The 20849-nt window shown below is 68.2% G+C and carries 18 protein-coding genes; 6 read left to right on the top strand and 12 right to left on the bottom strand.

The features are described 5' to 3' along the window. Window positions 1-60 precede the first annotated feature (60 nt). A complete protein-coding gene (locus tag KY661_RS36020) occupies window positions 61-969 on the top strand; it encodes an SMP-30/gluconolactonase/LRE family protein (protein ID WP_225414511.1) in 909 nt (302 codons plus the stop codon). A gap of 53 nt (window positions 970-1022) precedes the next feature. Continuing rightward, window positions 1023-2276 (top strand): GAF domain-containing sensor histidine kinase, encoded by a 1254-nt coding sequence (locus tag KY661_RS36015; protein WP_225414510.1) that lies wholly within the window; start codon window positions 1023-1025, stop codon window positions 2274-2276. Window positions 2277-2351: 75 nt separating this feature from the next. Here the strand turns inward: KY661_RS36015 and KY661_RS36010 are convergent, their stop codons facing one another. Next, the gene (locus KY661_RS36010; RefSeq protein WP_225414509.1) at window positions 2352-2924 is read right to left on the bottom strand and encodes a hypothetical protein; all 573 of its coding nucleotides are present in this window, start codon (window positions 2922-2924) and stop codon (window positions 2352-2354) included. A gap of 101 nt (window positions 2925-3025) precedes the next feature. On the opposite strand from KY661_RS36010, the gene bla reads away from it, so the two are divergent. Next, entirely contained in the window at window positions 3026-3907 is an 882-nt protein-coding gene (gene bla, locus KY661_RS36005; RefSeq protein ID WP_225414508.1) for a subclass B3 metallo-beta-lactamase, read from the top strand. A gap of 21 nt (window positions 3908-3928) precedes the next feature. Here the strand turns inward: bla and KY661_RS36000 are convergent, their stop codons facing one another. The 8 genes from KY661_RS36000 to KY661_RS35965 all read right to left on the bottom strand — a co-directional run bounded on the left by KY661_RS36000 (window position 3929) and on the right by KY661_RS35965 (window position 10618). After that, window positions 3929-4321 carry a nuclear transport factor 2 family protein gene (locus KY661_RS36000; RefSeq protein WP_225414507.1) on the bottom strand — a complete coding sequence of 131 codons (393 nt, stop codon included), beginning with the start codon at window positions 4319-4321 and terminating at the stop codon, window positions 3929-3931. A 202-nt stretch (window positions 4322-4523) separates the two neighbouring features. Next, window positions 4524-4913 (bottom strand): aldo/keto reductase, encoded by a 390-nt coding sequence (locus KY661_RS37655; protein WP_225414506.1) that lies wholly within the window; start codon window positions 4911-4913, stop codon window positions 4524-4526. Between the two features lie 427 nt (window positions 4914-5340). After that, the gene (locus tag KY661_RS35990) at window positions 5341-6063 is read right to left on the bottom strand and encodes an immunity 52 family protein (RefSeq protein ID WP_225414505.1); all 723 of its coding nucleotides are present in this window, start codon (window positions 6061-6063) and stop codon (window positions 5341-5343) included. Between the two features lie 14 nt (window positions 6064-6077). Then, complete coding sequence (gene sitA5, locus KY661_RS35985) at window positions 6078-7514, bottom strand: SitA5 family polymorphic toxin (RefSeq protein ID WP_225414504.1); 1437 nt, start codon at window positions 7512-7514, stop codon at window positions 6078-6080. 366 nt (window positions 7515-7880) lie between these two features. Next, window positions 7881-8297 (bottom strand): hypothetical protein, encoded by a 417-nt coding sequence (locus KY661_RS35980; RefSeq protein ID WP_225414503.1) that lies wholly within the window; start codon window positions 8295-8297, stop codon window positions 7881-7883. Next, complete coding sequence (locus tag KY661_RS35975; RefSeq protein ID WP_398577291.1) at window positions 8294-8662, bottom strand: helix-turn-helix domain-containing protein; 369 nt, start codon at window positions 8660-8662, stop codon at window positions 8294-8296. Before KY661_RS35975 ends, KY661_RS35980 begins: the two co-directional genes overlap by 4 nt. A 430-nt stretch (window positions 8663-9092) precedes the next feature. Further along, complete coding sequence (locus KY661_RS35970) at window positions 9093-10280, bottom strand: serine/threonine-protein kinase (protein WP_225414502.1); 1188 nt, start codon at window positions 10278-10280, stop codon at window positions 9093-9095. Window positions 10281-10447: 167 nt separating this feature from the next. Next, window positions 10448-10618 carry a hypothetical protein gene (locus KY661_RS35965; RefSeq protein ID WP_225414501.1) on the bottom strand — a complete coding sequence of 57 codons (171 nt, stop codon included), beginning with the start codon at window positions 10616-10618 and terminating at the stop codon, window positions 10448-10450. A 657-nt stretch (window positions 10619-11275) separates the two neighbouring features. On the opposite strand from KY661_RS35965, the gene KY661_RS35960 reads away from it, so the two are divergent. Then, window positions 11276-12349 carry a CBS domain-containing protein gene (locus tag KY661_RS35960; protein ID WP_225414500.1) on the top strand — a complete coding sequence of 358 codons (1074 nt, stop codon included), beginning with the start codon at window positions 11276-11278 and terminating at the stop codon, window positions 12347-12349. Between the two features lie 101 nt (window positions 12350-12450). Here the strand turns inward: KY661_RS35960 and KY661_RS35955 are convergent, their stop codons facing one another. The 3 genes from KY661_RS35955 to KY661_RS35945 all read right to left on the bottom strand — a co-directional run bounded on the left by KY661_RS35955 (window position 12451) and on the right by KY661_RS35945 (window position 15671). After that, window positions 12451-12876, bottom strand: coding sequence for a hypothetical protein (locus KY661_RS35955; protein ID WP_225414499.1), 426 nt, complete (start codon window positions 12874-12876; stop codon window positions 12451-12453). A 114-nt stretch (window positions 12877-12990) separates the two neighbouring features. Continuing rightward, window positions 12991-14859, bottom strand: coding sequence for a serine/threonine protein kinase (locus tag KY661_RS35950; protein WP_225414498.1), 1869 nt, complete (start codon window positions 14857-14859; stop codon window positions 12991-12993). After that, window positions 14856-15671, bottom strand: coding sequence for a DUF2381 family protein (locus KY661_RS35945; RefSeq protein WP_225414517.1), 816 nt, complete (start codon window positions 15669-15671; stop codon window positions 14856-14858). The genes KY661_RS35950 and KY661_RS35945 overlap by 4 nt, the downstream gene beginning before the upstream one ends. A 943-nt stretch (window positions 15672-16614) precedes the next feature. Here KY661_RS35945 and KY661_RS35940 point away from each other — a divergent pair. Together KY661_RS35940 and KY661_RS35935 are read left to right on the top strand one after the other, a co-directional pair. After that, the gene (locus tag KY661_RS35940) at window positions 16615-17343 is read left to right on the top strand and encodes a DUF6310 domain-containing protein (RefSeq protein ID WP_225414497.1); all 729 of its coding nucleotides are present in this window, start codon (window positions 16615-16617) and stop codon (window positions 17341-17343) included. Then, on the top strand, window positions 17340-18098 hold the full coding sequence (locus KY661_RS35935) for a DUF5953 family protein (protein ID WP_225414496.1): 759 nt from the start codon (window positions 17340-17342) through the stop codon (window positions 18096-18098). The genes KY661_RS35940 and KY661_RS35935 overlap by 4 nt, the downstream gene beginning before the upstream one ends. Window positions 18099-20849 lie beyond the last annotated feature (2751 nt).

Raw genomic sequence — 20849 nt, 5'->3', positions numbered from 1 at the left:
GGGGATGACCGGTGCTGGGTGGTGTAAACCGGGAACAGACCCTCACCCGGGAGACGGGCGATGCGTGGAGCGAGTCAGGTGCGGTGTGTGCTTCGGGCCCAGGCACTCAATGGGGAGAGCCCCGTCTGGGACGAGCGCTCAGGGCGCCTGTTCTGGGTCTGCCTGCGAGAGCCCGCGCTGCACGCCTTCGATCCGAAGACGGGCCAGGACACCGCCTGGAAGATGCCCGCGTGGATTGGCACCCTGGGCCTGACGCCCACCGGCGCCGTGGTGGCCCTGCGCACCGGCCTGTTCGAATTCACCGAGAAGGATGGCGCACTGCGCTTCCTCGCGCCCGCGCCGTTCGACTCGCGCCGCTTCACCTTCAACGATGGAGGGCTGGATCCGCGGGGCCGCTTGTGGGCCGGGCCCATGTACGAGCCGCTCGAGCCGGGCGACGCGAGCAGCGCCCCGCGCGCCCTGCCCTTCTGGTGCTACGGCGGCGAGGGGACGTGGCTGCCGGGCACCGCCCCCGTGCAGACGGCGAACTCGCTGGCGTGGAGCCCGGATGGGCGCACGATGTACCACAGCGACACGCCCCAGAAGACCCTCTGGGCCTCTGACTACGACGTGGAGACGGGCACGGCGTCGACCCCCCGGGTGTTCGCGCGCACCCACGAGGGCGTGGGGCCGGATGGCGCCTCGGTGGACCGGGACGGCTTTCTGTGGTGCGCCCTCTACGGCGCCGGCAAGGTGGTGCGCTTCGATCCTCAGGGCCGCGTGGAGCGCGAGGTACGCATGCCCGTGCAGTACCCCACCATGCCCGCCTTTGGCGGCGAGGGGCTCGGGACGATCTTCGTCACCTCGGCCAATCACTCGCTGAGTCCGGAGGAACGGCGCCAGCGGCCCGAGGAGGGCAACCTGTTCGCCTTCGAGGCCCCCGTGCCCGGCCTCCCGGGCCCCACCTTCCGCATGCCCGAAAAGGGATGAGGCCCCTGGGAGAGCAGCCTCCACAGGCAGAGGATTCAGGTAGGGTCTGAACCATGAAGTTCTTGGGCGAGCTTGATCCCGTGGCAACGCGGCGGACGCAGGGGTGCAACCAGCGCCTCACCGATCCCAACCGTCTGAAGGCGATCCGGGACACGGGGCTGATGGACACGCCTTGCGAGGAGACCTTTGACCGCCTCGCGCGCCTGGCGGCTCAGATTCTGCACGTCCCCTTGACCATCGTGTCCCTGGTGGACGCCGAGCGGCAATTCTTCAAGGCGGATTACGGCCTCCCCTCGCCGTTCAAAGAGACGCGAACGTTGCCGATCGATGCCTCGCTTTGCCGCTACACGCTCGAGGGCGAGCCGATCATCTCATCGAATGCGCTGGCCGACCCGTTCCTGAAGTTTCACCCGTCGACCGGCCCCTGGGGGATCGTGGCCATCATCGTGCTCCCGTTGATCAACGCTGACGGGCACGTGCTGGGAACCTTCTGCGCCATCCAGCCCAGTGTGCGCGAGTGGACCGAGCATGATCTCACGGTCATGCGCGAGCTGACCGCGTCCATCATGACGGAGATCAACCTCCGTGAGCAGATCCTCAAGATGAAGGCCGAGCAGAATCTCCGGGAGACGTTCGTCGCGGCGCTGACCCATGATCTGCGCACGCCCCTGGCGTCCTCCAAGCTGCACGTGCAGCTTCTCGGAAGACGCCACGCAGACATGCCCACCGTCCAGACGGCGGTGACCCGGGTCACCCAAAGCCTGGACCGCGCCGAGCGCATGATCCAGGACCTGCTGGACGCAAGCGCCATCAAGGCCGGAAGGCTGACATCACTGAAGATGAGCCCGTGCGAAGTCCACGAGATTACCGCCCAGGCCCTGCAGGAACTCGCGGCGGTTCATGGAGAGCGCTTCGTCCTGAAGGCAGAAGGCGAGCTCCAGATGGTCGCGGACCCGAACGGGCTGCGCCGCATCGTCGAGAACCTTGCGTCGAACGCGGCCAAGTACGGCTCGCCGGGCACTCCGATCGAAGTGGTGCTCGGCCGGAGCGATGACGAAGTGACGCTTCGCGTGAAGAATCGAGGCAACCCGATTCCCGAGAGCGAGCTGCGGACCATCTTCGAGCCGTTTCACCGCACGAGGTCCGCTACGGACAGCTCCCAAAAAGGATGGGGGCTTGGGCTGCCCCTGGTCAAGGGCCTGGCTGAAGCGCACGGTGGAGCGGTGACGGTGACGAGCTCATTCCAGGATGGAACTTGCTTCACCGTCACACTCCCGCCCGCTCCGCCGCAGGGCGCTGTGCACTGAGTGGAGGAAGCGGTCAGGGTGAGCTCGAGCTCGCGAGGGTGGACGTCGCCATCGTCGAGCGGCGCGGTCCCCAGGTCAGCCCGGTACGGGGCGTCTCCGGGCGGCCTGGGCCCGTACCGCCGCGATGAAGCCTGGCTTGTCCGCGCTGCTCCGGACGCCCTTGAAGTCCAGCCGAAGGTTCTCGGCGACGGTGCGCAGGTACTCGATGCAGGGCTCCTCCGTGGACTCGCCGTCCACGAACAGCGCGCGGCAAGGCGGGCAGTAGTTCACGGCCCACACCTGCTCGTTGCCGGGAATCTCGATGGAGATGGGGCTGCCTTCGCCCCCCTCCCGGAACGGCTGAAGGGCCCAGACGCCCACCTCGTCCCCGGCGCCCATGAGCACCTCTCGGTAGTTGAGGCTGGGCTCGAACTCCCAGTCCCCCCAATCGTAGCCGAAAGGCTTCGTCTCGACGCGGAGGGCCCGGCCGCGGGCCTGCTCGAACGTCTCGACGCTCTCCGGCGCGTCCTTCTCCGCGAAGAAGAACAGATCGAGCACGGCCCGGTCCTCGCCAAAGCCCTCCTGCTCACACGGCGCGCCGGTCTTCTCACCACACGTGTAGGAGCCAGGCTCGCCGCAGACACTGCACCGGAAGTCATGAACGCCCATGCGCCGTGATTCTAGCCACGCCACCGGCCGATGTGGGCCGCCAGCCAGCACGGAGTATACAGTCGGCCAGAGCCCCCTGGCCCACCATAGGAATGACTTGCATGACACGGAAGACGCCGCTTCTCGCCGCCGCGCTGGTGGCATTGCTCTGCGCTCCTGCCTTCGCGCAGAAGCCCCCCGCCAAGCCTGCCGCGAAGCAACCCTCGCAGCGCGAGCTCTGGAACGCTCCGGCGGAGCCCTTCCACGTCATCGGCAATGTCTACTCCGTGGGTACCGCTGGGCTCGCCGCATATCTCTTCAAGACCCAGGATGGGCTGATCCTCCTGGACGCCGCGCTCCCGGAATCCGCCCCTGGGATCGAAGCCAACATCCAGAAGCTCGGCTTCAAGCTCTCGGACGTGAAGATCCTCCTCAACAGCCATGCCCATTTTGATCATTCGGGCGGCCTGGCCCAGTTGAAGAAGGACACCGGCGCCAAGCTCTACGCCATGGAGGGCGATGTCTCGGCGCTCGAGGGCGGCTTCTATCTCGGCAGCGAGAGCGACAAGTCCCTGAACACGCCGCCCGTGAAGGTCGACAAGGTGCTCCGCGACGGCGAGACGGTCAGCCTGGGCGGCGTCACGCTCAAGGCTCACCTCACGCCCGGCCACAGCCGCGGCTGCACGTCCTGGGGCCAGACGGTGCAACACCAGGGCAAGCCCTACGAGCTGCTGGTCTTCTGCTCGGCCACCGTTGCCGCCAACCGCATCACCCCGCCGCTGCAGTATCCCGGCATCGTCGAGGACTACCGGGGGACCTTCGCCAAAGCGAAGGCGATGAAAGTCGACGTCTTCCTCGCCCCGCACCCGGAGTTCTTTGACATGGCCGGCAAGCGCGCGAAGTTGAAGGACGGCGCCCCCAACCCCTTCATCAACCCCACCGAGTTCAAGCCCTTCATCGAGAAGCTGGAGGCCGCTTTCGAGAAGTCCCTCGCCGGCCCGTAGCGCCGGGGCCAGGCTTGGAACCTATCCCAGCCGCGCCAGCGCCGCGCCCATCGCGGCCACCACCGCGTTGAGCGCCTTCATCGGCCGGAGCATGACCTTGAACCGGGTGATGCGGCCGGTCTCGTCCCATTCGATCATGTCGACCCCGTTGACCTGGATGCCGCCGTCGAGCGTGCACTCGAACTCCAGCACCGCGGAGCGCTCGCGGCGCCACTCTCCGAGGTAGCGGAAGGAGGGGTTTCCAAGAACCTCGGTGGCGGCGATGAGATACTTCATCGTCACCGCCTTGCCCTCCTGCGGCGTGTGCACCGCGGGGCTCAGGAAGACGACGTGGTCGGCGAGCAGCGCGTCGAGCACCTCGCGCGCCGGTGCGGCCATATATGCGTGCCAGCTACGGATCGGATCAGTCGCCATCAGCCTCTTCCTTTGTGTGTCTCGGGTCCCACTTTCGGAGGAAGAGGGTAAACGCTCAGACGAGCCCTTGCCACCCCTGGCCGCGCCGCTGGAACGCACCGCGCAGCCGCTCCACTTGGGCCTCGGGCAGGGGGCCCTTCTCCCAGGGCGCGCAGGTTGCGCTGGAGGTTGTCCAGCCGCGTGGTGCCCACGATGCAACTGGTCACCCCGGGGGTGAAGGCGGTGAAGCGCAGGGCCACCTCCGCAGGCTCGAGCCCCTCGGGGTCCAACGACAGGATGTGCATCCGGTCAGCGCCCGCTCGATGCCCAGGGTGATGCACGGCCCCGTCCAGTCCTCCACGCCCGGTACCCCATAGCCGCACTTGGTGGAGACCACGGCCTCACGCCGCCGGCTCGCCAGCACCCGGCCGATGCGCTCCTCGGAGCGTCCGTAGCTCGGCGCCGTGTCGAGCAGGTTGATGCCCGCGTCCAGCACGCCGTGCAGCAGCGCCTCGGCCTCAGTGTCCGACAGGGTCTCGCTGCCCACCGGGCCGGCTCCAAAACCCAGTGGAGAGACCTCCAACCCCGTGTTGCCGAGCGGTCGACGTGTCACGTGCGCTCCTCGCCGCCAGCGTATAGCACGGCGCCCGGGACGCTCTGCGCAGCGCCGGGTAGTACGTGGAGCCCTTCTCCTCACCCATGTAGATGGAGGAGGCAGCGGGAATCGAACCCGCGCCGGGCGGTGCGAAACCTCTAGCAGAATCGCGCCATTACCTCGCAACCGCCCGGAGTGATTCGGAATCGCTATCCCGCCACGTCCCGTCTCGTCCCGTCCTGTTCCAGCCCGTTCCGCAGGCTCCTGCGACATACATGCAACATGGCGCAGGCCGAACTCTCACTCCCACGGGGCACATGCGGCCTCACCGTTCCCGTAGGCTTCGGTGACGAGCTGAGGGCGTGTACCTCGGCCCCTTGCGCGGGCCTTAGAGCCAGCCCGCCCGGGCCCGTGTCTTGCGAGGGAGCAACCTACGGCCATGCAGTCAACCTGCCGACCAGGGCTGCAACGGCCGCAGCAGCCCGCCCCGGTCCAGCAACTCGCGGACACGTGCGGCCAGCGCAACGTGCTCCGGGTTGGAGGCGGCGAATCGCTCAGGAGTGAGGAGGACGAGGGTACCCTTGTCCTCAACATGTTCAATGCGCACGGGGGCAGGCAGCGGGGGCACCGTACCGCGTAGCCACGAGAAGTACATCACCCAGCCCACCGAAGTGCCTGCCGTCATGACCTGCTCTGAAACAAGGTCGTCATACTGGTGCGAGGTGACCACTCCCCACTCCGGCTCCCAGGCCAGGACCATGGCGCGCAGCACCTCGGTCATCACGGGAGCGGTCAGCACCCGCTCCCCGATGGGCCCCTGCTTGTGGGGCCTGAGCACGCAGCTCGATGGAAGCGAGGGGTCAGCTGAACCACACGCCCCGTCAACGCCGGACGTTTCTTCCTGGCTGTCACCTGTCCATAAATGGAGCGAGAACTCCTCATCGCCCCGCTTCTCCTGATCCCTGAACAGCTTCTGGAAGCCCTCAGCCTCTGGAGCAAACGGGCGTTTGCGCGCGTCCTCAAAAGAACCTGCTGTCTCACACCAGCGTGTCCACGCTGGATCGCAGCGGCCGAGGAGGTGGAAGAACCGCTCCGCGCGTCGTGCGCAAACCTCGGCGGGTTCGGGCCGGGCGAGCCAGTAGGAGCCAGCGTAGTAGGTCTCTCTCATCGCACGGCTACTCCTCACGGAGTGGGGGGAACATGGACGACCTCAATCGGGAGACGGGCTTCCCTGAACATCCTCCTGAGTGCACGTGCGAGTCTCTCCTCGGCGACGCTCCACCGAATGGGCGTTCCGTTGGCGACTTTGAACTGGCGCCTCGCCTGCTCAAGCATTTGGTTGCGCCCCTCGAAGAACTCGACAAAGTTCAGATCCTCATTAATCCACTTCGCGTAGCCGGTGCCTTTGGCCTCGATCAGCCCTCTCTGGTCGAAACCGTCGAAGTCCACCTCCTTGTCACCCCGTTTCACGCGGTAGGCAGTGCCTTCGGGGCCCCCTGTCACCTGAGCCTGATAGCGGCGTGACTGCTCGGGCATGTACTCGTCCGCCCGGACCCATTCCCCGGGACCACCGGAGCTGGGCGGTGCAGCCTTCGCGCCTGCCTTGCCGCCGGAGCTGTCGCGCGCCGCCATGGCCACCGCATGGGGGGCCAGCACGAGGGTGACTCCCTCGGAGGTAATGGCGACCGACTCCACTTGAGCCAGAGCTGGGGATGTGAAGCGGATGTTCAGCTGCTTCTCGGCCACCGCCGCAGCCTGTCCGGCTCCCGGCAACTTCGGCAGGGTCGTCGCCATGCCTGTCACCGTGTTCCCCATCGCCACCATCGCCAGCATGACGAAGGCTCGCGCCGCCTTCTCTCCCATCGTGTTCCCGAACTTCTCTCCGGACGCGGAGAGCGCCTCGAAAGTGGTGGCTCTGTCCACCTCCTCCATCAGCACCAGCCACCCATCTATCAGCCGCCACACCGTGTCCCAGCCTAGGTAGGCCATGGCCCCGACCGTCAGCAGCGCAGCGATGCCCTTGCTCACCGGTTCGGGCAGCGCGAGCAGGATCGCGTACATGGTCAGGCCACCAACGACCGTGGCCACGATGGCCTGGGGGCTGACCTGCCGGGCGAGTTCTTCCTTCATGGCGCCCAGCACCTTGCTGTGGGCGATGGCCATGGCCAGCGCATACTTGGCATCCCCATCCAGAAAGGGCTTGTCCACCAACAGGCGCAGGCAATCTCCGCCCCCCCAGGTCTGCTCGCACCACCGCAGGTAGCCGCGCTTCAGTTCCTCGTCCTCGGGCAGCAGGCGCAGGTGACGGCGGCTGCCAGGCGCCGAGGCCATGAGCCGTTGGCTCCTCCCCTCGTACCAGAACCAGCCGCTCCGCTCGGGCACTCCGAACAGCCGCCCGGCGTGCTCCAGGGGCCGCTCTACTGGAGGCACAGAAGGGGCATGCTGTGCGACGGCCTTCCTGAACTCCTGTCCGCTCACCGCCACCGGCTCCACGTCGCGGCGCGGAGTGTGGACAAGGGGCTCGCCTTGGCCTGTGTCCAAGCGAACCACGGCCTTTGTTGAGGCACTGCACCCTGATGAGAGGAACACGACCAGCAGCACCACCGCCCAGCGCAGCATGTGGAGCCTCCCGGCTACGGCCCCCGCGCACCGGGAGCACCACCGAAGATTACAGGGACGCCATGCCGGACTCATCAATCACGGGGCTTGCGAACACCTCCTGGATAGGCTGGGCGATAGCGCGTCAGCCCCCGGTCTCCATCATGGAGTAGAACCGTGGAGGCGGCGGGTTTCGAAGCCGTGTAGGGGGGAAACGGCCCGCTCTGAAAAACGGCCTCCCCCTCGGTTTCCCTCTGAAAATCGACCCTTTGAAGCGTCCACACGAGTCCGCACGAGTCCAGCGGATTTGGTCCTTTTTTGGTCCCCTTGGTCCCCCGCAAACTGGGCCTTTGGGGGCCTCTGGAGCACGTCAGGACGCGCCGTGCTTCACGAAGGGACGCCACCTGTCCAGGTCGTCAGGAAGTCGCGGAGATCCCGCACCCGCATCTCCACGTTCGCGCCGATGGTGGCCAGCGTCGCCTGTTCCTCCGTCGTCAGGATCGCCTTGTGTTCCAGCAAGTTGGCCAGCACCGCGCTAAGGCACTCGCCCAGGCTCACCGCCGCCCCAAGCTTGTCCGCGACGGTCGCGCGGCCTTCACCCGTGACCGCCTGGGAAGGATGGGCCACGAGCCGCGCGCGGAGTTCTCCAGAACGTTGCACCAACTCCCCCAGCTTGTCCGCGCTGACAGGCTCGCGTTTGCACTCGGGGGAGCCGATGCAACCACCACCGGGGCCGCGAAGGTGGCCGCAGGGGTTGAGGGGGTAGAACATCGTCGGGGCGTCTTGCTGCGGGGGCGTGGTCATCCTCGATCCCTCCTCTGGCGCCGGGGGCGCTTGGGCTCCGTTACGAAGGCCACGACCAGCCGCAGGATCAGCCTGAGCTGTAGCCCTTGGAGGCGTCCGAGCAGATGCAGCAGGCGTCGCATTTCGGGCGCGTGTGCCAGCTCGGGCGGCACTTCGAGCTGTGCCGCTTGCGGCAGGCTGGCCACGGGGGCGAAGCCCATCAGCTCATGCGGGCCACTTCGCAGGGCCACGCACAGCCGGAACAGCGTGGGCACGCTGGGAAGCATCTTCCCGCGCTCCATCCGCCCGAACACCTCGGGAGCAATGCCGACGCTCGCGGCAATCTCGGCCTGAGTGAGCCCCGCGCGCATCCGCGCCGCTCGCAAGGCCCTTCCGAGCGTTGCCCCAAGCCGTTGCTCTTGGCGTTTCGCGTCCCGAGGGAGCGGGGAACGCTGACTGCGGGCCTTGCGCCGAGAGAAACCCTCTGCGGGCCGTGCTGTCTGGTGGCCTTTCATCATGGGAACCTCGCGCGCCGCGCCAGCACGAACGACACAAGCCGGGGGCGCATGACAGGGAGAGAGCAGGCAGCCGATCAGCTCACCGGGCGCGGTGAACTGCCGCGACCAGGGGCGCCCCCAGGATGCAGGGCGCCCCCAGTCGCTTCGCCCTGGCCACGCCGATCCCCCTCGGTGTGGCCAGTGGCGCGCGCTCCGATGGGATCGGCCTGTCCCCCTCCAAGGTCAGAGGCAAGCCGATCCCGTCCCGGCGCGATGCCGATGCGGGCTGCGGGGCTGAGAGCGGAGAGGGAGCCGAGTGCTACGCGGAGCTACCCGGGGACGTGATCACGTGATCAGCGGACAGCTTGCGCGTAGTGGACGCGGAATCCTGTGCAGTGGGGCCGCCTACGTCCTTGTGCATGCGGGCGGCTGCCGAGATGCGCCGCAACTCCGCGATAGCTTCGGGGGCTCCGTAGGGCGCGCCCAACGCAGCCAGTCCCTTGCGGAGATCGTCCTCTAGCGCTGCCGCTGACGGGTAGCGCTCTTCTGGGCGCCGCTGGAGCAGCGTTCGGAGGATGGAGCGCAGCGGGGGGAAAACATCCTCCGTTAGCTCCTCTACCTCCTGCGCGGTGTACGTGGCAGCCCGCAGGATGTAGTCGTCAACTTGCTCGGGCAGTTCGGCAATCGTGGCGATGTTGTGAGCGGCTACCACCTTCGCGCGCACGTCGGACGTTAGCGCCTCCTCCAAGGCAGAGGCTCGCAGCGTGGGCGTGCTGTAGAGTCCCCTTCCGGTGACGATCTCCAGCATCACCAAGCCGAGCGCGAACAGATCCGAGCGCGGATCCATCGGCTCGCCGAGAAGTGCCTCGGGGGCGCCGTAGAAGGCATCCCCCTGCGGGCGGGGCACGGAGGTTGCCACCCGGCCCGGTAGCAGCGAGCGGGCAAGCGCAAAATCCGTGAGCCTCACTGAGCCGTCACCCTTCACGTAGATGCGGGCGGGGTTCACGTCTCGGTGAATGATGCCGAGCGGGCGCCCCTTCTCGTCCGTGCGCGTGTGCGCGTGGTGGAGAGCGCTCGCCACTTCGGCGCCCACGTGGAGCGCAAAGGCCGCCGACAGGCAGACGCCCCGCATGCTCGCGGCTGTCTCGATGGTGTCTAGCCGCGTGCCTGAGACTCGCTCGCACAGGATGTAGAGAGCCCCGTGAGACTCGGCCCGTCCCAGAACGCGGGCGATGTTCGGATGATCCAGGTAGGTGGCCAGCCGCGCCTCTTCCTCAAGCCGCGCGCGGATCAATGCGAGAGATTCGGGATCGTGCTTGGGCGACGTGGGCAGCACCCGTCGCGCGATGTAGTTGCCTTCCGGTCCCAGGCGTGAGCACTGCTGCACGATCAGCACCGTTTCGCCGTGGTTGGTCGTCTCCAGGACTCGGAGGAAGGCATAAGAGAAATCGCCCAGAGAAAAGAGGATCGCCCCCTCGGGTAACTGGGGGCCTGTGACGGTGGCCATGAGTGGAGACTCCTAGAGGAGCGCGAGCGAGGCGCCGCGCAACGGGAGGAGAACCTACCCGGCACATGGGGACAGGGGGAACGATGGGGGAGGTTGGGCGGGCGCGTTCAAAAACCGGCTAATTTCCAGCGCTGCCGCACAAATGCACCCCTTAGTGCTCGGGAGTCTCAACCCGGGCCGAGCTGGAGCTGATCCGACGTGCGGGCCCACGGGCCGAGCTGGAGCTGTCCGACGCGCGCGCCACCGGGGCCGAGCTGGAGCCGACCGAGGTGCTCAAGCTGGAGCTGTCCGACGCGCAGCACCGGGCCGAGCTGGAGCTGTCCGACGCGCGCGCCCACCGGGGCCAAGCTGGACGCGGCGACGGTGGCTGCCGGCCCGGCGCGCGCCACCGGGCCGAGCTGGGAGCTGTCCGACGTGCGCGCGCCACCGGGGCCGAGCTGGAGCGGTCCAACGCGCGCCCCCCGGCCCGAGCTGGCGCCATCCGCCTGGAGCTGTCCGCCGCGCCCGAGCTGGAGCTGTCCGCCGCGCGCTCAGCAGCGGGACCGAACAGCTCCAACTCGGCCCGAGTGCCGCGCGTCCAGGCGCTCAGCTTGGCCCGGTGCTGCTCGCGTCCAAGCGCCCGGCTCGGCCCGGATGCCGCGCGGCGGACAGCTCCAGTTCGCCCCCCGAGAGCGCGGCGCATTCCCGGGCGAGCGAGGCGCGCTCTTCCGGGGTGAGTCGGCGGCGCCTTTCCGGGGGCAGCCACACTCCGGGCCGGTGCCGCGCGTGTCTGTCAGCTCCAACTCGGCCCGGCGCAAGGACTGCCTGCCCGGCTCGGCCCGGGGGCCAGGACGGCAGCCATAGCCGCGCCCAGCCCGGGAAGCGCTGCGCCCCTCTGGAACGGCGCAGATCGCGGGCGCTTCAAATCGCGCGCGTCGAAACGAGAGCTTATGTATCTTGGCGACATGGATCTTCCCGTACCGCCCGTATCTGAAGCACCTTCGGAGGAGTCACCCGTGTCTGCAATCTCCCAAAAGCTCGATAGTTGGAACGCGATGCTGTCGCGTGGCGAAGCGCCGTCGACCACCGGGCGCGAACTGTTGACCATATTCGGGGTTAAGCGTCGCGGCTGGCGGGTTGTTGCCAGGATCCGTGACGAACTCTCCGCGCGAAGTTTGGTGACCGAGCCGGACTTTGACGAGGTCTGGGTCGATGTGCCGCTGCTGGTCAAACGGGCTCAGAGCGCGTCGGCGACGGCTACCCCCCAGCCCCAGGCGTTGACACAGAGCGCTGGACCTGTCGCAGCTGGCCCGGGCGAAGCTGGGGCCGCACCGCTGTCCCAGCAGCCGCCGAAGCAACAGGCTCCTGATCCAATCCGTCGGATCCGCTTGCTGCGCGCCGCGAATAAACCGGTCGTTTCCGTTCCACCGAGCACGTCACTCAACGCAGCGATGACGACCATGATGCTCCATGACTTCTCCCAGCTACCGGTGATTCAGAACGAGCGCGATTGTAAGGGAGCCGTGACGTGGCAGAGCATCGCTACAGCGACCGCACTGGGGAAGGCATGCAATACGGTGAATGACTGCATGGTGCCCCCCGAGGAGGTCGCGTGGAATGCGTCTCTGTTGGAGGCGATTCAGAAAGTCGTCGCGAATGGGTTCGCGCTCGTTCGAGGACCGGACAGGCGCTTCCAAGGGATTGTGACGGTTGTGGACCTAAGCCTCCAGTTCCGTGCGCTCAGCGAGCCGTTTCTCCTTCTTGAGCAGATCGAGAACCTCCTCCGAATGCTGATCCGCGAACGCTTCACTGTGGAGGAGATTCGGAAGGCGAAGCATGAAGCCGATACATCACGTAAGGTCGACGATGTTTCCGATCTGACCTTCGGTGAGTACGTGAATCTCTTGGAGCCTCGCGAAGCGTGGCCAAAGCTGAACGTGTCCTTCGAGAGGGAGTCCTTCATCGAGAAGCTGAAAGAGGTACGCGACCTCCGGAACGACATCATGCACTTCGACCCAGACCCACTTGAGGACGACGACCTCGTGTTGCTGCGGAATTTCGCGGCATTTCTGGAGATGGTAGCTAGGTGATCCCGTTAGGTGGGGTACTCAGGGTGGCAGCCGCCCGCAGTTCTCTGCTGGCCGTGCGGTGGGGCACCTACAGTCTAGATTCCAAGACCTCACCCGCCCATTCATAGCGGGGGACGGCGAGCTGCTACGAGCTGTCCGACGTGCGCGCCCATGGGGCCGAGCTGGAGCTGTCCGACGCGCGCGCGCCGGGCCGAGCTGGAGCTGTCCGACGCGCGCGCCGGGCCGAGCTGGAGCTGTCCGACGCGGGGCCCACCAGGGCCGAGCTGGAGCTGTCCGACGTGCGCGCCACCGGGGCCGAGCTGGAGCGGCCCACCACGCGCGCTACGGGCCGAGCTGGAGCTGTCCCCGCGCGCGCAACCGGGGCCGAGCTGGAGCTGTCCGCCGCGCGAGCCGCGCACCACCGGGGCCGAGCTGGAGCCGTCCGCCGCGCGCGCCCCGGGGCCGAGCTGGAGCCGTCCGACGTGCGCGCGTGCCACGGGGCCGAGCTGGACGCGGCGACGATGGCTGCCGTCCTGGCGCGCGCCCACGGGGCCGAGCTGGACGCGGCGACGATGGCTGCCGTCCTGGCGCGCGCCTGCGGGGCCGAGCTGGAGCTGTCCGACGTGCGCGCCCTGATCCGAGCTATACGCCGCGATCCTGAGCTAGTCGCGCGGCGGCTCCCAACTGTTGACCGGGCTTGCTCCCACGTTCGCTTGCGCCGTCGCCTTGTTGTCCTTCAATTCCGTGATCGGGTTGCCTTCCGAAACAATGCACACCGGAAACTTTCCTCTGCCGGGGATCTCTAGGTGGTCGTAGACGATGCGGAGTTCTCCGAGGGGCGCACCGTCGAGCGCATCGGTCTTGTAGACGGTGCCATGCAAGAGGGAGCCTGCCGGAACTTCCCCTTTACTCGCGCCGTCCATGACGCCGGTAACCGGGGCTCCCAGCGTGAACGTGTAAAAGCCAAACTTCGGCCCTCTCTCGTCGAGTCTCACGCTCATGCGTGCGGGGACCTTCCCGAGTCCCATCCAGCCTAGTTTCTCCATGGCTTCTTGCGCCCCGGGCGGACACTCGAAGGGCTCGGCCTTGATACGGACGGACGCGCACCCCTCGGTAGCCATGGCGAGCGCAAGCGGCAGTGCCTTGCACCACGCCGGGAATCCGGGATCGTTCGGCGCGGGGGCTACTTTCAGCCCGCGTGCGGCACGGGGCGACTTGGGAGCATCGGGCGGCTTGGGCTTCACGGTGGATCCTTCCTTCGGTGCAGTTGTGGGAGCGGGAGCAGACACAAGCGGAGACTTCACAGGGGGAAGCGCCGGGGCAATCGGGACGGCTGGCGCGGTGGCCACTTTCGGCGCGGGCACCGACGCGGGCGCGGGCACCGATGCGGGCGCGGAGCGTTCACCCTGCGTCAGCCACGCAGCAGCAGCAGCAGCAGTCACGACGGCAGCCACCATGCCCGCGAGTGCCAGGGGCTTGCGCCACTGCGGGCGAGAGCCCGGCACCCCGGCGACAAGCGCGCGCGGTTGGAGTCCGCCACGGAGGCGGGCTGCCTGCCTGTCAGCCCATGCTAGCACCTTGCGCCAACCCTGTTTCCCTCGCGCCCCGTCAACGGGCGGGGGCCGGCGCTGCGCTGAGGGCGCGTGCACCTCTGCCGCGTGTTCCGGCCCCGGGTGGTTGGCCAACTCTTCCAGCCTGCGCCGCAGCGCCTCGAAGTTCACCGGCCTTTGCGCCGGGTCGTGCGCTAGCAAGTCCTCCACGAGAGCGCTCCATGCTTCCGGCACACGCGGGTTCACCTCGCGGGCAGCGCGCAGGGTCGCGAAATCGAGCCTATGCGGTTCCTTGGCTGGGAGCGGAGCGGTGAGCAATTCGTAGAGCATCACGCCCATTGCAAACAGTTCATCCGTCACCTTGAACGGGTAGTGCGCCCCGGGGTTGTGGCGGTTCTGGTAGTAGAACTCCCACGCTTCGGGCGAGCGATAGCGGTCCGTGCCTGGGGGCAGCGGCGTTGTCGTCAACTCCTCGGCGTTCTCGTAGGTCGCGGCGCCCAGGTCGATGATCACTGGCTCGCCGTTGCTGCTGCGGATCATCACGTTGGACAACTTCAAGTCGCGGTGGAACACCTCGCGCGGGCGCGCATGCATGTACTCGACAGCCCCAGCAATCTGGGCGGCCACGCGCGCGAGTTCGCGGAAGGTGGGAAACGTGCGCTCCTTCCACTCTCCCAGCGTCCAGCCTTCCACGTACTCCAGCACGCAATAGGCGCGGCCATCCGGCAGGTATCCGAACCCGTGCGGCTTGATGATGTTGGGATGATCCAGCGTTAACAGGAGCGACGTTTCGAGCAGCGTGCGCGCGTGCGTCTTGCCAACGTCGCCGCTTTGCTCGCGGTGGAGTGCGACCTTGACCGCAAACGCCTTCCCTTGTTGCTGGGCATGGTGAACGGCACCAAAGCCGCCCGTCCGCAGGGGCCGGACGATCTGCCAGCCGTCTAGGAGAGTCCCGGGTTGAAGTTCTACCGCGCCGATCATTGCTTGGGCTCCTTTGCTGGCGGCAGTGTCACAGCAGGAATCGAGAAGGACGGTGCCCCTTCCGGGCCGTTAAGGTGCAAGGTGAATTTGAGCCCCGCGCTTGGCGGTGGCGGGTCCGTTGTCACGAGCACCCGCACCGCGTCAGGTAGCGTTCCCGGTACCACCTTCACCGCCCGCACTCGCGCCTCTCCGGTCTTGCTCGTCAACGTGGCTCCGGTTGGCCGCCACGCTGGGTGCCCAGGCGGGGGGATGATCTCCACATCCACCAGCACCCAACCCGCCGCGCGATAGGTCACACGGTTTTTCGACGCGAAGCCGCTTGCGGCGTCCGTGAAGGCGACAAGCTCACGGGTTTGTACTCCGTCCTTGCCGATGAACTCGGAAGCGATGGCGTCTGCCGGATTCATGGCGGTGCACGGCGCGCACGTCGGACAGGCTGTAGGCGACTCCTCGCGCCGCGCAACGTCGATCTCTGTGTCTACTTCGGAGGGGTGCGCGACCAGTGAGAACTCGGCCACGTCGGGCGCCTTCCCATCCGCCAACGGGACACGCAACGTCCAGCGTTCACCGGGCCGGGGTTCGCTCAAGGGCTCGATGATCAGCGACACCTCGCCGGTATCAACAACCTTGATCAGCTTGGGGTCCACCTCCACGGCCTTTCCCCGGATGGGGACGGAGAAGACAAGGAACGTGCGGATCCCCGTGGCGATGCGGGCCTCTAGCGGGGAGCCTGTCAGCGTGACGGAGCGGCGGCGCGGCTCGCGTGTGGGCGCCGGTTGTGCTTGCGCCAGCGTTCCCCCGAAGAGGAGCACAAGGGCCAGAGTCGCAGGTGAGAGCAAGGGGGCGTTACCTCCGAGGTAGGCCACCCTAGCAGACCGGGCGCGGGCGCTGGGAGCGCTCGACGGGGCCTCGCGTCGCGTGCTGGCGGCCAGCGGTGCCGTGTGCCTGGCGCCAGGCACCCCGCAGCAGTGCGCCCCGTGCCCTCCTCGCACGCCAGCCGGCGCCGGGCCGCGCTCGTCTGCCCCCGGGCTAGGCGCTCACGGCTGCTGCACGCGCCTGCCTGCCCGCGCTCCCGGACGCGCGGCGGCGCGTGTTGCTGCCGCGCGTGCTGGTGGCGCTGGCCGTGGCGATGCCGTTCTGGCGCACGCTACGGGGCTGCCATGCGTTCGAGATGCCCAGGCCCGGGGTTGGGGCGCCCCGTGGGCATGGCAGCGCGTTCTAGAGGCAACTGGTAGCGGCTAGCGTCATCTTCCCGGGCGCGCTCTCTTGCCCGGTTTCCGCACTGCCAAGCTCCGGGCGTGCTCCACCGGCCCGAGCTGTTGCTGTCCACCGCGCGCGCCCCGGGCCGAGCTGGGGCTGTCCGACGTGCTCACCACGGGCCGAGCTGGAGCTGTTCGACGTGCTCACCACGGGCCGAGCTGGAGCTGTTCGGCGCGCACCCCGGGCCGAGTTGGAGCTGTCCACCGCGCGCGCCCCGGGCCGAGCTGGAGCCGTCAGACGTGCGCGCCCACGGGCCGAGCTGGAGCTGTCCGACGTGCGCGCCACCGGGGCCGCGCTGAACCCGGCGACGATGGCTGCCGTCCTGGCGCGCCACCGGGGCCGAGCTGGAGCTGTCCGACGTGCGCGCTCTGGTCCGAGCTGGAGCTGTCCGACGCGCGCCCCCGGTTCAAGCTGTCAGAGCATGTTGGCAGACTTCCGAGCGGAACTGGCCCAGCCTTGACCCGCACCGCCCCCTCTCCGGTGAAAGGACGTGGAATGAACTTCCGAACTCGCAGCGCACTCCTCCAAGCCGTTGCCGCTGCCGGAGTCGTAGCTGGGTGTGCCACTTCTCAAAAGGCGCATGAGACTCAAGAGGCGCCTGAGACCTACGCTTGGGCGCCCGTACGCCCACCCGCTGTGCCCGGCACGGGCCTTCCCACCCCCGGGCAGCCAGGGCAGGTTCGCCCCCAGCCCCTGCCAAGGAGCCCGCACAAGCGCGTCTTGCCGCCCACCCGGGAGCCGGGCCTTTGGGCCGGAGACGCTCCTCGGGCCTCGAAGGAACCGGAGGCGAACCCCGCACCGGAGGAGCCCAGAGCGAGCAGGAGCGCCCCGCCTGCCCCAGCGACGCTGGAGCGCCGCCCGGAGTGCCAGCCCATCTTCGTGCCGCACGCGGGCGGGGATGATGCGCATGACGAGTGCGCCGATAAGTTTCCGCCCAACCGTTATCCCGGTATGGACGTGCTCGTGCGCGGTGTGCGCTTCGATGCGCTGCAAGTGGGCGTACGCATGCTGTGGGAGATCAAGACCAACAAATTCGACACATACGCTCCCTTCATCCGGAGGCGGGAGATTGAGAAGGAAATGGAGCAGATAGAAAAGGAGCAAGACGCGGCGGAGGCATGCGGATATGGCTACATGATTGGGGTGAGCACCCAAGCGCACAAAGACGCGCTGCTGCAACGGGATGACACCCTCAACATCGTCGTCACGGGGTGCAAACGATGACCAAGCATAGAACCCTCATCGTCAGAGTCTACGCGCCTGCTCTCGTGGGGAACGACGGTCGCGCGCTCGCTGTCGTCCACGGGATGGAAAAGGCGCTCCCTGGCTTGTGCCTGGAGTGGAGGCTCTCCGACAGCGGGCGCCCCATCGCATTGCCGCAGCGCGATGCGTGGCTCGCAGAAAAGACGCGTGACGGGAAATTCCCTCTCCTGTGCAACGGGGACGAGAGCTACCCCGTGACGGTTAACGGCAGGGAAAGATCGGGACGCCGCAGCCCAGGCGGCCAGCCCCTGTTTGAAGTGAATGCGGAACTGCCACTGGACGAGCGCGTGAGCGCGTCAGCGGCGGCTGTGCTTGAGGGCGTGGCGGAGGGGGCGTGTGCGCTGTGGGGGCGCGCGACGCCTGACGACGCTGCGCTAGACATCGCGTATCAGACGGCGCCCACGCAGGGGGGGCCGCCGTCCCCCCGCCGGGGGCTGCCCGCACTGAACCTCCCCGAGCACCTGCGCTCGCCCGAAATTCCCTCTCACCTCGGGTGGCTGAACTACTGGTCTGCCGCTGCCGCACGAACCATCGGATTCCCAGACCCCTCGCGCGACGCCGAACTGCTCTCGCGGGCGCGGCGCACGGCGTCGGGCGGGTGGGTGGTGCAGCTCACGGAGGCACCGCTTGATCTCGATGACCGCGCCCACTTGGACGCGCTGAAGCGGGCTTACGAGCGCTTCCCGGAGATCGGCGGGCGCGTCACTCCGCGCTGAGGGGACTGCTGCGCGTCCCCTGGCACGCTCCACCGGCCCGAGCTGGAGCTGTCCGACGTGCGCGCAACCGGGGACGAGCTGAATGCGGCGACGATGGCTGCCGTCCTGGTGCGCGCCACGGGCCGAGCTGGAGGTGTCCGACGCGCGCGCCACCGGGGCCGAGCTGGAGCTGTTCGACGCGCACCCCGGGCCGAGCTGGACGCGGCGACGATGGCGCCGCGCTGCCAATTCCGCCGCCGTTGCGGAAGGGCGCTGCGCTTCCCAAGCTGGGCGCGGCGATGATCGCCGTCCTGGCGCGCCCCCGGGCCGAGCTGGGCGCCGCACCATGGATGAGCGCAGCCCATTCCGCCGCCGTTTTGAAAGGCGCTGCGCAGCCCATTCCGCCGCCGTTTTGAAAGGCGCTGCGCAGCCCATTCCGCCGCCGTTTTGAAAGGCGCTGCGCTTCCCAAGCTGGGCGCGATGGCTGCCGTCCTGGCGCGCCCCCGGGCCGAGCTGGACCGGCGCACGATGGCCACGCGCAGCCCATGCCGCCGCCGTTCTGAAAGGCGCCGCGCTGCCATTCGCGCCGCCGTTCTGAAAGGCGCCGCGCTGCCAATTCCGCCGCCGTTCCGAAAGGCGCCGCGCTGCCAATTCCGCCGCCGTTCTGAAAGGCGCCGCGCTGCCCGAGCTGGGCGCGATGGCTGCCGTCCTGGCGCACACCACGGGGCCGAGCTGGGCGCGGCGACGATTGGCGCCGCGCAGCCAATTCCGCCGCCCTTGTGGAAGGGCGCCGCGCTGCCCGAGCTGGGCGCGGCGACTTGGCGCCGGGTTGCATCTAGCGCGCTGCTCCACCTTCCCGCGTCGGAGCACTCCACCGGCCTAGCAGGCGAGCGGGGATGCAGGCGGGTTCCGTCTGCCAGCAGGCAAGTCGGGACGCGGGCAGGCGTCACCGGGCGCCCCGGTGGCGTCGCTGGTGAGGATTCCCGGATTGGCGCCGTGGCGGCCCCGGTGGTGGCGTGGTGGGCGCCGTGGTGGGGCGTAATGGGCTCCAATTGCGCCGGGGTGGGGCCTCCATGGGTTCCGGTGGCGCCGGGGTGGCCCCGGCCGTGGCGCCGGGGTGGCCCCGGCCGTGGCGCCGGGGTGGCCCCGGCCGTGGCGCCGGAGAAAGTCCCGCTGTCAGCCCCGCATCAGCGCCGTTGCTCGCGACACGGCCAATGATTCCGCCACGCCGCACGGTGGTTGATCCGCCCGCGCGCATTGGCCCTTGCTTGCCCGTCTGCACGCTTGCCGATCTGCTGTCACGTTGCGTCCGTGGCCTGGACACCCGCCGATGCCCTGTGTCACTTCTGCCCGGGTCGTTGTGGGCTGTTCGGTAGGGTCGGGAAAGGGCGGGTTAGGTGATGGTCGGGATCGACTCCCAGGAAGGGCAACCCTCCATGTGCGGTGCATTCGTGCGCCGTTGGTGGCTGCCGGGTGACAACGCCGGTGACAACGCCAGCGGAAACGCCAGGGCGCGCCGCTGGTCACTCCAGGCGGCGCCGGTAGTCACGCCAGGACGCGCCGCGCGTGCTGGCGCTTTCGCAGTCTCCCTTCTGCTCTGCCTGTGTCTAGGGCTGGCCAGCCTGAACGCTGCCCGCCGTCCTGGCCTGCTCCACGCACCGGAGCGGCCCCTGTCCGACGCGGGCGCGCCCCACGGGCTGATCACGTCCGCCGCGACCATGCCCGCAGTCCTCGCGCGCTCCACTGCGCCGCGCTTGTCTGGTGTCCGTGCGTGCTCCAGCGTGAAACGCGGAGATTGTAGGGATCTGCCGGGATACGCCTGAATACGCCTGAATACGCCTGATCTTGCCCAATGTCCGAGCGCGCCGGGTTTGGGCACCGTGGGCGGCATGATGCACGCCACACCAACCACCCGGCAGCGGACGCGCCGGGCGCCCACTCCTCCCACCTGGAAGGGGCGCGCGTACCTGTCCACGGCTGCGCGCCGCTGGCTGCCGCGTTCCTGCCAAACCGCCCCCATTACGCCTAAACATGCCTACTGCCCACCCGCCCCGGGATTGGGCACCGTGGGCGCCATGCTTCACGCCACACAGAACGCCCCGCGTCGGACGCGCCGGGCGCCCGCGCTTCCCAGGTGGGCAGCACGCGCCCTCACCTGTCCAGCGGTGGCCAAGCCTGCCCAGGAGTGCCCAACGCGGCCAGTCGCGTTGACGGTGCACGGCGGGTCGCGAGACAACGCGCCCCGTGCAGTGAGACACGACGGCGGCCCCCGAAGTTGGGGGCGGCCCGTTGTGAACGGCACCCGCAGCGCATCGTCTCTCCGTGCCCCCGGAGTGCGCGTGGCTCGCCTCCAAGCCCTCGCGGGTTCTGGCCTCTCACGGCACGGCGTCGCGCGTCCTGGAGACAGACGCGCGGCGTCCCACCTTGAGCAGTCGGGAGAGTGTCAGCCGTGAAGGGGCAAGGCGAGCAACAGGAAGACTTCCTGCGGGCCATCTACGAGGAGCTGCGGGGGCTGCGTGAGTCCGTCAACGAGATCCATACGAAGATCAGCCACGCGGCGCCCGCTCAAACTGCGCGGGCGCGGGCTGTCTCGGTGGAGCAAGCGCAAGCCCTGCTTGGCTGCGGGCGCTCGCGGATCTTCGAGTTGTTGAGGAGCGGAGCACTACGACGCGGGCCGAAGGTGGGAAGGACCGCGGTAACCGTTCACCGGACAGGGCTGTCTGAGGGGCGAGCAGGAGCGGACAGAGGGCAGAGGAATCTATCGACAGGGTA

Origin of the sequence: Allostigmatella hybrida, from assembly GCF_020103775.1 — a bacterium.
GTDB classification, from domain to species: Bacteria; Myxococcota; Myxococcia; order Myxococcales; family Myxococcaceae; genus Hyalangium; species Hyalangium aurantiaca.
This window is presented reverse-complemented; position numbering and strand designations above follow the sequence as displayed.

What these genes read in the sequence shown, in the direction of transcription:
- KY661_RS36020 (WP_225414511.1), top strand. Translation starts at nt 61, where the DNA reads ATGCGTGGAGCGAGTCAGGTGCGGTGTGTGCTTCGGGCCCAGGCACTC.
- KY661_RS35950 (WP_225414498.1), bottom strand. Translation starts at nt 14,859, where the DNA reads ATGATCGGCGCGGTAGAACTTCAACCCGGGACTCTCCTAGACGGCTGG.
- KY661_RS35980 (WP_225414503.1), bottom strand. Translation starts at nt 8,297, where the DNA reads ATGACCACGCCCCCGCAGCAAGACGCCCCGACGATGTTCTACCCCCTC.
- KY661_RS35990 (WP_225414505.1), bottom strand. Translation starts at nt 6,063, where the DNA reads ATGAGAGAGACCTACTACGCTGGCTCCTACTGGCTCGCCCGGCCCGAA.
- KY661_RS35935 (WP_225414496.1), top strand. Translation starts at nt 17,340, where the DNA reads ATGACCAAGCATAGAACCCTCATCGTCAGAGTCTACGCGCCTGCTCTC.
- KY661_RS35970 (WP_225414502.1), bottom strand. Translation starts at nt 10,280, where the DNA reads ATGGCCACCGTCACAGGCCCCCAGTTACCCGAGGGGGCGATCCTCTTT.
- KY661_RS35940 (WP_225414497.1), top strand. Translation starts at nt 16,615, where the DNA reads ATGAACTTCCGAACTCGCAGCGCACTCCTCCAAGCCGTTGCCGCTGCC.
- sitA5 (WP_225414504.1), bottom strand. Translation starts at nt 7,514, where the DNA reads ATGCTGCGCTGGGCGGTGGTGCTGCTGGTCGTGTTCCTCTCATCAGGG.
- KY661_RS36015 (WP_225414510.1), top strand. Translation starts at nt 1,023, where the DNA reads ATGAAGTTCTTGGGCGAGCTTGATCCCGTGGCAACGCGGCGGACGCAG.
- bla (WP_225414508.1), top strand. Translation starts at nt 3,026, where the DNA reads ATGACACGGAAGACGCCGCTTCTCGCCGCCGCGCTGGTGGCATTGCTC.
- KY661_RS36000 (WP_225414507.1), bottom strand. Translation starts at nt 4,321, where the DNA reads ATGGCGACTGATCCGATCCGTAGCTGGCACGCATATATGGCCGCACCG.
- KY661_RS36010 (WP_225414509.1), bottom strand. Translation starts at nt 2,924, where the DNA reads ATGGGCGTTCATGACTTCCGGTGCAGTGTCTGCGGCGAGCCTGGCTCC.